The 12,724-nt window shown below is 56.0% G+C and carries 1 protein-coding gene and 5 rRNA genes; 1 reads left to right on the forward strand and 5 read right to left on the reverse strand.

The window, feature by feature from the left end:
• Positions 1-88: 88 nt before the first annotated feature.
• A 23S ribosomal RNA gene (locus tag LDN70_RS18910) occupies positions 89-3,229 on the reverse strand.
• A 593-nt stretch (positions 3,230-3,822) separates the two neighbouring features.
• Positions 3,823-5,343, reverse strand: a 16S ribosomal RNA gene (locus LDN70_RS18915).
• An 816-nt stretch (positions 5,344-6,159) separates the two neighbouring features.
• Between LDN70_RS18915 and LDN70_RS18920 the strand changes: the two genes are divergently transcribed.
• Entirely contained in the window at positions 6,160-6,786 is a 627-nt protein-coding gene (locus LDN70_RS18920; RefSeq protein WP_223941109.1) for an HAD family hydrolase, read from the forward strand.
• A 388-nt stretch (positions 6,787-7,174) separates the two neighbouring features.
• On the opposite strand, the gene rrf is transcribed toward LDN70_RS18920, so the two are convergent.
• From rrf to LDN70_RS18935, 3 genes are all read right to left on the reverse strand, one after another.
• Positions 7,175-7,291 (reverse strand): 5S ribosomal RNA (gene rrf, locus LDN70_RS18925).
• A gap of 161 nt (positions 7,292-7,452) precedes the next feature.
• Positions 7,453-10,593: ribosomal RNA gene (locus tag LDN70_RS18930) — 23S ribosomal RNA — on the reverse strand.
• Between the two features lie 576 nt (positions 10,594-11,169).
• Positions 11,170-12,690, reverse strand: a 16S ribosomal RNA gene (locus LDN70_RS18935).
• The 16S, 23S and 5S rRNA genes sit together here, the layout of an rRNA operon.
• Positions 12,691-12,724: the final 34 nt, after the last annotated feature.

Below are 12,724 nucleotides of genomic sequence, written 5' to 3' on the forward strand. Positions count from 1 at the left end.
ACAACTGTGGTGTTGTGTATTCAGTTGTTGGTTCCGTGAACGGTTGTTGTTCGGGAACCACATAGTGGACGCGTGCAGTGTGTGTTGTGTGGTGTAAGTTGTTGGCCTATTAGTACCGGTCAGCTTCACGAGTCTTTAGTCCTCGCTTCCACATCCGGCCTATCAACCCAGTGGTCTGGCTGGGGGCCTCTCACACATAATGTGTATGGAAATCTCATCTTGAAGCGAGCTTCCCGCTTAGATGCTTTCAGCGGTTATCCCATCCGAACGTAGCTAATCAGCGATGCACTTGGCAGTACAACTGACACACCAGAGGTTCGTCCGTCCCGGTCCTCTCGTACTAAGGACAGCCCTTCTCAAATTTCCTGCGCGCGCAGCGGATAGGGACCGAACTGTCTCACGACGTTCTAAACCCAGCTCGCGTACCGCTTTAATGGGCGAACAGCCCAACCCTTGGGACCTACTCCAGCCCCAGGATGCGACGAGCCGACATCGAGGTGCCAAACCATGCCGTCGATATGGACTCTTGGGCAAGATCAGCCTGTTATCCCCGAGGTACCTTTTATCCGTTGAGCGACGGCCATTCCACAATGTACCGCCGGATCACTAGTCCCGACTTTCGTCCCTGCTTGAGATGTCTCTCTCACAGTCAAGCTCCCTTGTGCACTTACACTCGACACCTGATTGCCAACCAGGCTGAGGGAACCTTTGGGCGCCTCCGTTACTTTTTAGGAGGCAACCGCCCCAGTTAAACTACCCATCAGGCACTGTCCCTGACCCGGATCACGGGCCGAAGTTAGATGTCCAAAGTGACCAGAGTGGTATTTCAACGATGACTCCACCCGAACTGGCGTCCGGGTTTCAACGTCTCCCACCTATCCTACACAAGCCACTCCGAACACCAATACCAAACTATAGTAAAGGTCTCGGGGTCTTTCCGTCCTGCTGCGCGTAACGAGCATCTTTACTCGTACTGCAATTTCGCCGAGTTTATGGTTGAGACAGCGGGGAAGTCGTTACTCCATTCGTGCAGGTCGGAACTTACCCGACAAGGAATTTCGCTACCTTAGGATGGTTATAGTTACCACCGCCGTTTACTGGGGCTTAAATTCTCAGCTTCGCCCGTAAGGGCTAACCGGTCCTCTTAACCTTCCAGCACCGGGCAGGAGTCAGTCCGTATACATCGTCTTGCGACTTCGCACGGACCTGTGTTTTTAGTAAACAGTCGCTTCCCCCTGGTCTCTGCGGCCCACACCCGCTCACGGAGAGCAAGTCTCCATCACGGGGCAGGCCCCCCTTCTCCCGAAGTTACGGGGGCATTTTGCCGAGTTCCTTAACCATAATTCTCTCGATCGCCTTGGTATTCTCTACCTGATCACCTGTGTCGGTTTGGGGTACGGGCGGCTAAAACCTCGCGTCGATGCTTTTCTTGGCAGCATAGGATCACCGGATCCCCCCGAACGGGGGTCCCATCAGATCTCAGGATCGTGCTCGAAACACACAGGAACGGATTTGCCTATCCCTGACCCTACATCCTTAGACCGGGGCAACCATCGCCCGGCCCGGCTACCTTCCTGCGTCACACCTGTTAATACGCTTACCTCCCGGGATCAGATCCCGCGCTCGGCCAAAACCCACACACCACAAGGGTGATAGGGCAGGCTCCGGGCGGTTAGTATCCCCCGCTTGGCATGGACGGTTTTTCGCCGGTACGGGAATATCAACCCGTTGTCCATCGACTACGCCTGTCGGCCTCGCCTTAGGTCCCGACTTACCCAGGGCAGATTAGCTTGACCCTGGAACCCTTGATCATTCGGCGGACGGGTTTCTCACCCGTCTTTCGCTACTCATGCCTGCATTCTCACTCGTGTAGGCTCCACCGCTGGTTTCCACCGCGACTTCACTGCCCACACGACGCTCCCCTACCACTCCACACCCCTGAACCACGAAGGCTAGGGCAATATGTGAAATCCACAACTTCGGCGGTGTACTTGAGCCCCGCTACATTGTCGGCGCGGAATCACTTGACCAGTGAGCTATTACGCACTCTTTCAAGGATGGCTGCTTCTAAGCCAACCTCCTGGTTGTCTTCGCAACTCCACATCCTTTCCCACTTAGCACACGCTTAGGGGCCTTAGTTGGTGGTCTGGGCTGTTTCCCTCTCGACTATGAAGCTTATCCCCCACAGTCTCACTGCTGCGCTCTGACTTACCGGCATTCGGAGTTTGGCTGACGTCAGTAACCTTGTAGGGCCCATCGGCCATCCAGTAGCTCTACCTCCGGCAAGAAACACGCAACGCTGCACCTAAATGCATTTCGGGGAGAACCAGCTATCACGGAGTTTGATTGGCCTTTCACCCCTACCCACAGCTCATCCCCTCCATTTTCAACTGAAGTGGGTTCGGTCCTCCACGACGTCTTACCGTCGCTTCAACCTGGCCATGGGTAGATCACTCCGCTTCGGGTCTAGATCACGCCACTACACTCGCCCTATTCAGACTCGCTTTCGCTACGGCTACCCCACACGGGTTAACCTCGCGACGTAACACTAACTCGCAGGCTCATTCTTCAAAAGGCACGCCGTCACAGTAACAAGACTGCTCCGACGGATTGTAAGCACACGGTTTCAGGTACTGTTTCACTCCCCTCCCGGGGTACTTTTCACCTTTCCCTCACGGTACTGGTCCGCTATCGGTCATTAGGAAGTATTTAGGCTTATCAGGTGGTCCTGACAGATTCGCACGGGATTTCTCGGGCCCCGTGCTACTTGGGATACTCCCCAGGCCGTGCACAACATTACGGTTACGGGGCTCACACCCTCTCTGGCCGGCCTTTCAAGACCGTTCACCTATGCCTGCACCTCACCTCACTGGTCCGGCAGAACCAGAACGGAAAGTCCCACAACCCCGCCCATGCAACGCCCGCCGGCTATCACACATGAAACGGTTTAGCCTGATCCGCGTTCGCTCGCCACTACTAACGGAATCACTATTGTTTTCTCTTCCTGCGGGTACTGAGATGTTTCACTTCCCCGCGTTCCCCCCACGCACCCTATGTGTTCAGATGCGGGTCACACAATCACCATGACAGCGTTGTGCGGGGTTTCCCCATTCGGACATCCTGGGATCAACGCTCGGTTATCAACTCCCCCAGGCTTATCGCAGATTCCTACGTCCTTCTTCGGCTCCTAATGCCAAGGCATCCACCGTGTGCCCTTAAAAACTTGACCACACAAAGACCGGACTCTCATCCGGTCATGCATCATCTATTCGAGAGAACCACGACCACAAGGGCCAGGTTCATTCATAAGAAATTGCTGTAAGAACACACACACCAACCACCCCACCCAAAAAGGGATAGACGATCAGCCACATGCATGTTCTAGATGCTCGCGTCCACTATGTAGTTCTCAAACAACAACCCCGTCAACCAGACCACCACCCACCACAACCCCCACCAAAAAAGGGGAGCCATGCACACGAGCGGCCGTACCGGAAGCAGGAACAAAAGAAACACCAGAAGTGCCCCCTATGCATTGCTGCAAAAAGGTCCTGTTGCCTCAGGACCCAACAGTGCGCCAAACACAACCCCACACCAACCACGCCCCAGCCACGTTCCACACAACCCACACCCCCAAAAGGGACACAGACCGCCGTACTAGCACCAGGACACAACCAGTCAAGGCCATGCCAAAAAAATTTGATTCGTTGATATTCCACCCATGAGCACCCACCGCAGAACAGACGCCTGCGCAATGGGCAACACTGACAACCACCACCACACCCATGCAGGCACAGCAACCAGTTGTTAGCAGCTCCTTAGAAAGGAGGTGATCCAGCCGCACCTTCCGGTACGGCTACCTTGTTACGACTTAGTCCCAATCGCCGGTCCCACCTTCGACGGCTCCCCCCACAAGGGTTAGGCCACCGGCTTCGGGTGTTACCAACTTTCGTGACTTGACGGGCGGTGTGTACAAGGCCCGGGAACGTATTCACCGCAGCGTTGCTGATCTGCGATTACTAGCGACTCCGACTTCATGGGGTCGAGTTGCAGACCCCAATCCGAACTGAGACCGGCTTTTTGGGATTAGCTCCACCTCACAGTATCGCAACCCTTTGTACCGGCCATTGTAGCATGCGTGAAGCCCAAGACATAAGGGGCATGATGATTTGACGTCGTCCCCACCTTCCTCCGAGTTGACCCCGGCAGTCTCCTATGAGTCCCCGCCATCACGCGCTGGCAACATAGAACGAGGGTTGCGCTCGTTGCGGGACTTAACCCAACATCTCACGACACGAGCTGACGACAACCATGCACCACCTGTAAACCGACCGCAAGCGGGGCACCTGTTTCCAGGTCTTTCCGGTTCATGTCAAGCCTTGGTAAGGTTCTTCGCGTTGCATCGAATTAATCCGCATGCTCCGCCGCTTGTGCGGGCCCCCGTCAATTCCTTTGAGTTTTAGCCTTGCGGCCGTACTCCCCAGGCGGGGCACTTAATGCGTTAGCTACGGCGCGGAAAACGTGGAATGTCCCCCACACCTAGTGCCCAACGTTTACGGCATGGACTACCAGGGTATCTAATCCTGTTCGCTCCCCATGCTTTCGCTCCTCAGCGTCAGTTACAGCCCAGAGACCTGCCTTCGCCATCGGTGTTCCTCCTGATATCTGCGCATTTCACCGCTACACCAGGAATTCCAGTCTCCCCTACTGCACTCTAGTCTGCCCGTACCCACTGCAGAACCGGAGTTGAGCCCCGGTCTTTCACAGCAGACGCGACAAACCGCCTACGAGCTCTTTACGCCCAATAATTCCGGATAACGCTTGCGCCCTACGTATTACCGCGGCTGCTGGCACGTAGTTAGCCGGCGCTTCTTCTGCAGGTACCGTCACTTACGCTTCTTCCCTACTGAAAGAGGTTTACAACCCGAAGGCCGTCATCCCTCACGCGGCGTCGCTGCATCAGGCTTGCGCCCATTGTGCAATATTCCCCACTGCTGCCTCCCGTAGGAGTCTGGGCCGTGTCTCAGTCCCAGTGTGGCCGGTCACCCTCTCAGGCCGGCTACCCGTCGTCGCCTTGGTAGGCCATTACCCCACCAACAAGCTGATAGGCCGCGAGTCCATCCAAAACCACAAAAGCTTTCCACCACCACCACATGCGTGGAATGGTCGTATCCGGTATTAGACCCAGTTTCCCAGGCTTATCCCAGAGTCAAGGGCAGGTTACTCACGTGTTACTCACCCGTTCGCCACTAATCCCCCAGCAAGCTGGGATCATCGTTCGACTTGCATGTGTTAAGCACGCCGCCAGCGTTCATCCTGAGCCAGGATCAAACTCTCCGTTGAAAAAAACAAATCAAACAGACACAACCACACCCACCGGAAATAACGGTAAACGCGGCTGCACAAAATTCGAAACCAGCTGAAAACCAGACCACCACACACGGGGGTGCGCAATGATCCAGCCATAATTTCAACCAATCAAAAAACAATCGGTATCAACAAACTTGGCACACTATTGAGTTCTCAAACAACAGACCCTCCAAAACATCACCCACAGCACACCACAAAAGCAGCACACCCAACAGGGCCATTGGAAAAGAAGAGTTATTTTTGGCCGCTTACCGAACCGTACACACCTTCCGGCTTTCCGTTTCGCACCCGGCGACTCAGAAAACAATACACGCCCCACACCCCCAACGCAAATCCACCCCGGATGGCATGCATACGGGCTTCTAACGTTCTTCATTTGCATGCCCAGGAAGCAGTCCGTTCGCCTGTCACCTCAGCGTGTATGCGCCGTGTAATAGCATCCGCGTCGAGCTACCCAGCCATCCCTTCAGGCTGGCTGTAGGGCCAACGGCCTGGGTACGCATGAGGGACGGCAACCATTTGCACTGCATCCTCGTTGGCAAGCCGTCCGGGCTTGCTACTCTGCAACTCCGTCAAAGGGCTCCTGCCGCACAAAAGAATCGCCTTGGTCGCCACGTGCCTGCACTAGAACCCCGAAAGTGCAAGGACTGAAGACCTGCAACGAAAGCCGTTTGCCGGGTCCAGCCCATTCCTGGCTCGCGGTTGAACGGCTCAGCTGCTGCCGGTTCCAGCCGAAAGGAACTTCCTCGAACGAACAGCTGTGTGAAGGCAAAGTGAAAGGATTTGTCCATGACAGCATTTCGTCTCCCGGCTGGAATCCGCGCGGTGGTGTTCGACGTCGGTGAAACTTTAGTTGATGAAACTCATGCGTGGACGATCCAGGCAGAGCGCGCCGGAATAACTCCATTCACGCTGATGGGCCTCCTTGGCGCGCTCATCGCCCGAGACGAGGACCACCGACGCGTATGGGACCTACTGGGGGTCGAACGTCCGGCCGCGCCCCCTCCTATGGAGCGAGCTGACCTCTACCCCGATGCGCTTGGTTGTCTACGCACGGCCTCGCAGGCCGGCCTATTGATCGGCATAGCGGGAAACCAGCCAGCTGGCGTCGAAGTCCAACTGCGCGATGCCGGCTTCAATGCAGACTTCATCGCTTCCTCCGCGGCCTGGGGCGTTATGAAGCCTTCAGCGGAGTTCTTTTCCCGAATTGTCGACACCGCCAAGGTTGATGCCGGGCAAATCCTGTACGTCGGCGATCGCCTCGATAACGATGTCCTTCCTGCCGGCGAGGCGGGCATGCGGACTGCCTTTGTTCGTCGCGGCCCGTGGGGATACCTCCACGCACAGCGTCCGGAAATCGAGCTGGCCGACATATACGTCGATTCATTGGCGGAGCTGGCAATGGCTTTCGGCTGAGTGCGGAAGTTATCTCCTCCCAAGTTGTCGGGCCGCCGAGCTTCTACCAAGCATTCGACGTTTCCATCCAAGTTTCGGCCCAAGACCATACCGTCGCAACGCATCGGGCGTGGGATAAGGGACCCACCGCATGGGGACCAGGGATGAACTCCGGCAGGCACTAAAGCGACGGCACGTTCCCCGAGGGTCTGGTGGTCATACGCCCCTAACCAGAGCTTTCTGAGGCACGTGCGGGTACTCTCCACATAGACCGGGGTCTCAGCGTCGAGACCGGCCCGAAACCAGCGGTTAAACAAGTGTGGCCCCTGTGTTGGGGCTTGGCTTGTTGTGGTTTGGGTTAAATGCGGGGAGCCCCGACCTTGTGGTCGGGGCTCCTCCGTGAATGGTTGTCCGGCGGTGTCCTACTCTCCCACACCCTCCCGGGTGCAGTACCATCGGCGCTGTGGGTCTTAGCTTCCGGGTTCGGAATGGGACCGGGCGTTTCCCCCACGCTATGACCGCCGTAACTCTGTTACCCGTCCCGGGTGTGCGGGCCCTTGTGGGGGCTGCTTTCCCGGGTGGGAAGACTGTGGTTACAACTGTGGTGTTGTGTATTTAGTTGTTGGTTCCTGGTTCGAACGGTTGTTGTTCGGGAACCACATAGTGGACGCGTGCAGTGTGTGTTGTGTGGTGTAAGTTGTTGGCCTATTAGTACCGGTCAGCTTCACGAGTCTTTAGTCCTCGCTTCCACATCCGGCCTATCAACCCAGTGGTCTGGCTGGGGGCCTCTCACACATAATGTGTATGGAAATCTCATCTTGAAGCGAGCTTCCCGCTTAGATGCTTTCAGCGGTTATCCCATCCGAACGTAGCTAATCAGCGATGCACTTGGCAGTACAACTGACACACCAGAGGTTCGTCCGTCCCGGTCCTCTCGTACTAAGGACAGCCCTTCTCAAATTTCCTGCGCGCGCAGCGGATAGGGACCGAACTGTCTCACGACGTTCTAAACCCAGCTCGCGTACCGCTTTAATGGGCGAACAGCCCAACCCTTGGGACCTACTCCAGCCCCAGGATGCGACGAGCCGACATCGAGGTGCCAAACCATGCCGTCGATATGGACTCTTGGGCAAGATCAGCCTGTTATCCCCGAGGTACCTTTTATCCGTTGAGCGACGGCCATTCCACAATGTACCGCCGGATCACTAGTCCCGACTTTCGTCCCTGCTTGAGATGTCTCTCTCACAGTCAAGCTCCCTTGTGCACTTACACTCGACACCTGATTGCCAACCAGGCTGAGGGAACCTTTGGGCGCCTCCGTTACTTTTTAGGAGGCAACCGCCCCAGTTAAACTACCCATCAGGCACTGTCCCTGACCCGGATCACGGGCCGAAGTTAGATGTCCAAAGTGACCAGAGTGGTATTTCAACGATGACTCCACCCGAACTGGCGTCCGGGTTTCAACGTCTCCCACCTATCCTACACAAGCCACTCCGAACACCAATACCAAACTATAGTAAAGGTCTCGGGGTCTTTCCGTCCTGCTGCGCGTAACGAGCATCTTTACTCGTACTGCAATTTCGCCGAGTTTATGGTTGAGACAGCGGGGAAGTCGTTACTCCATTCGTGCAGGTCGGAACTTACCCGACAAGGAATTTCGCTACCTTAGGATGGTTATAGTTACCACCGCCGTTTACTGGGGCTTAAATTCTCAGCTTCGCCCGTAAGGGCTAACCGGTCCTCTTAACCTTCCAGCACCGGGCAGGAGTCAGTCCGTATACATCGTCTTGCGACTTCGCACGGACCTGTGTTTTTAGTAAACAGTCGCTTCCCCCTGGTCTCTGCGGCCCACACCCGCTCACGGAGAGCAAGTCTCCATCACGGGGCAGGCCCCCCTTCTCCCGAAGTTACGGGGGCATTTTGCCGAGTTCCTTAACCATAATTCTCTCGATCGCCTTGGTATTCTCTACCTGATCACCTGTGTCGGTTTGGGGTACGGGCGGCTAAAACCTCGCGTCGATGCTTTTCTTGGCAGCATAGGATCACCGGATCCCCCCGAACGGGGGTCCCATCAGATCTCAGGATCGTGCTCGAAACACACAGGAACGGATTTGCCTATCCCTGACCCTACATCCTTAGACCGGGGCAACCATCGCCCGGCCCGGCTACCTTCCTGCGTCACACCTGTTAATACGCTTACCTCCCGGGATCAGATCCCGCGCTCGGCCAAAACCCACACACCACAAGGGTGATAGGGCAGGCTCCGGGCGGTTAGTATCCCCCGCTTGGCATGGACGGTTTTTCGCCGGTACGGGAATATCAACCCGTTGTCCATCGACTACGCCTGTCGGCCTCGCCTTAGGTCCCGACTTACCCAGGGCAGATTAGCTTGACCCTGGAACCCTTGATCATTCGGCGGACGGGTTTCTCACCCGTCTTTCGCTACTCATGCCTGCATTCTCACTCGTGTAGGCTCCACCGCTGGTTTCCACCGCGACTTCACTGCCCACACGACGCTCCCCTACCACTCCACACCCCTGAACCACGAAGGCTAGGGCAATATGTGAAATCCACAACTTCGGCGGTGTACTTGAGCCCCGCTACATTGTCGGCGCGGAATCACTTGACCAGTGAGCTATTACGCACTCTTTCAAGGATGGCTGCTTCTAAGCCAACCTCCTGGTTGTCTTCGCAACTCCACATCCTTTCCCACTTAGCACACGCTTAGGGGCCTTAGTTGGTGGTCTGGGCTGTTTCCCTCTCGACTATGAAGCTTATCCCCCACAGTCTCACTGCTGCGCTCTGACTTACCGGCATTCGGAGTTTGGCTGACGTCAGTAACCTTGTAGGGCCCATCGGCCATCCAGTAGCTCTACCTCCGGCAAGAAACACGCAACGCTGCACCTAAATGCATTTCGGGGAGAACCAGCTATCACGGAGTTTGATTGGCCTTTCACCCCTACCCACAGCTCATCCCCTCCATTTTCAACTGAAGTGGGTTCGGTCCTCCACGACGTCTTACCGTCGCTTCAACCTGGCCATGGGTAGATCACTCCGCTTCGGGTCTAGATCACGCCACTACACTCGCCCTATTCAGACTCGCTTTCGCTACGGCTACCCCACACGGGTTAACCTCGCGACGTAACACTAACTCGCAGGCTCATTCTTCAAAAGGCACGCCGTCACAGTAACAAGACTGCTCCGACGGATTGTAAGCACACGGTTTCAGGTACTGTTTCACTCCCCTCCCGGGGTACTTTTCACCTTTCCCTCACGGTACTGGTCCGCTATCGGTCATTAGGAAGTATTTAGGCTTATCAGGTGGTCCTGACAGATTCGCACGGGATTTCTCGGGCCCCGTGCTACTTGGGATACTCCCCAGGCCGTGCACAACATTACGGTTACGGGGCTCACACCCTCTCTGGCCGGCCTTTCAAGACCGTTCACCTATGCCTGCACCTCACCTCACTGGTCCGGCAGAACCAGAACGGAAAGTCCCACAACCCCGCCCATGCAACGCCCGCCGGCTATCACACATGAAACGGTTTAGCCTGATCCGCGTTCGCTCGCCACTACTAACGGAATCACTATTGTTTTCTCTTCCTGCGGGTACTGAGATGTTTCACTTCCCCGCGTTCCCCCCACGCACCCTATGTGTTCAGATGCGGGTCACACAATCACCATGACAGCGTTGTGCGGGGTTTCCCCATTCGGACATCCTGGGATCAACGCTCGGTTATCAACTCCCCCAGGCTTATCGCAGATTCCTACGTCCTTCTTCGGCTCCTAATGCCAAGGCATCCACCGTGTGCCCTTAAAAACTTGACCACACAAGATCAAAAACTTACTCGAGAGAACCACGACCACAAAGGGCCAGGTTCATTCATAAGAAATTGCTGTAAGAACACACACACCAACCACCCCACCCAAAAAGGGATAAAGACGATCAGCCACATGCATGTTCTAGATGCTCGCGTCCACTATGTAGTTCTCAAACAACAACCCCGTCAACCAGACCACCACCCACCACAACCCCCACCAAAAAAGGGGAGCCATGCACACGAGCGGCCGTACCGGAAGCAGGAACAAAAGAAACACCAGAAGTGCCCCCTATGCATTGCTGCAAAAAGGTCCTGTTGCCTCAGGACCCAACAGTGCGCCAAACACAACCCCACACCAACCACGCCCCAGCCACGTTCCACACAACCCACACCCCCAAAAGGGACACAGACCGCCGTACTAGCACCAGGACACAACCAGTCAAGGCCATGCCAAAAAAATTTGATTCGTTGATATTCCACCCATGAGCACCCACCGCAGAACAGACGCCTGCGCAATGGGCAACACTGACAACCACCACCACACCCATGCAGGCACAGCAACCAGTTGTTAGCAGCTCCTTAGAAAGGAGGTGATCCAGCCGCACCTTCCGGTACGGCTACCTTGTTACGACTTAGTCCCAATCGCCGGTCCCACCTTCGACGGCTCCCCCCACAAGGGTTAGGCCACCGGCTTCGGGTGTTACCAACTTTCGTGACTTGACGGGCGGTGTGTACAAGGCCCGGGAACGTATTCACCGCAGCGTTGCTGATCTGCGATTACTAGCGACTCCGACTTCATGGGGTCGAGTTGCAGACCCCAATCCGAACTGAGACCGGCTTTTTGGGATTAGCTCCACCTCACAGTATCGCAACCCTTTGTACCGGCCATTGTAGCATGCGTGAAGCCCAAGACATAAGGGGCATGATGATTTGACGTCGTCCCCACCTTCCTCCGAGTTGACCCCGGCAGTCTCCTATGAGTCCCCGCCATCACGCGCTGGCAACATAGAACGAGGGTTGCGCTCGTTGCGGGACTTAACCCAACATCTCACGACACGAGCTGACGACAACCATGCACCACCTGTAAACCGACCGCAAGCGGGGCACCTGTTTCCAGGTCTTTCCGGTTCATGTCAAGCCTTGGTAAGGTTCTTCGCGTTGCATCGAATTAATCCGCATGCTCCGCCGCTTGTGCGGGCCCCCGTCAATTCCTTTGAGTTTTAGCCTTGCGGCCGTACTCCCCAGGCGGGGCACTTAATGCGTTAGCTACGGCGCGGAAAACGTGGAATGTCCCCCACACCTAGTGCCCAACGTTTACGGCATGGACTACCAGGGTATCTAATCCTGTTCGCTCCCCATGCTTTCGCTCCTCAGCGTCAGTTACAGCCCAGAGACCTGCCTTCGCCATCGGTGTTCCTCCTGATATCTGCGCATTTCACCGCTACACCAGGAATTCCAGTCTCCCCTACTGCACTCTAGTCTGCCCGTACCCACTGCAGAACCGGAGTTGAGCCCCGGTCTTTCACAGCAGACGCGACAAACCGCCTACGAGCTCTTTACGCCCAATAATTCCGGATAACGCTTGCGCCCTACGTATTACCGCGGCTGCTGGCACGTAGTTAGCCGGCGCTTCTTCTGCAGGTACCGTCACTTACGCTTCTTCCCTACTGAAAGAGGTTTACAACCCGAAGGCCGTCATCCCTCACGCGGCGTCGCTGCATCAGGCTTGCGCCCATTGTGCAATATTCCCCACTGCTGCCTCCCGTAGGAGTCTGGGCCGTGTCTCAGTCCCAGTGTGGCCGGTCACCCTCTCAGGCCGGCTACCCGTCGTCGCCTTGGTAGGCCATTACCCCACCAACAAGCTGATAGGCCGCGAGTCCATCCAAAACCACAAAAGCTTTCCACCACCACCACATGCGTGGAATGGTCGTATCCGGTATTAGACCCAGTTTCCCAGGCTTATCCCAGAGTCAAGGGCAGGTTACTCACGTGTTACTCACCCGTTCGCCACTAATCCCCCAGCAAGCTGGGATCATCGTTCGACTTGCATGTGTTAAGCACGCCGCCAGCGTTCATCCTGAGCCAGGATCAAACTCTCCGTTGAAAAAAACAAATCAAACAGACACAACCACACCCAC

The sequence above is a fragment of the Arthrobacter sp. StoSoilB22 genome, from assembly GCF_019977315.1.
GTDB lineage: Bacteria > Actinomycetota > Actinomycetes > Actinomycetales > Micrococcaceae > Arthrobacter.

Bases quoted from the DNA above. Each gene is read 5' to 3' on its own strand.
- LDN70_RS18920 (WP_223941109.1), top strand. From the start codon at position 6,160: ATGACAGCATTTCGTCTCCCGGCTGGAATCCGCGCGGTGGTGTTCGAC.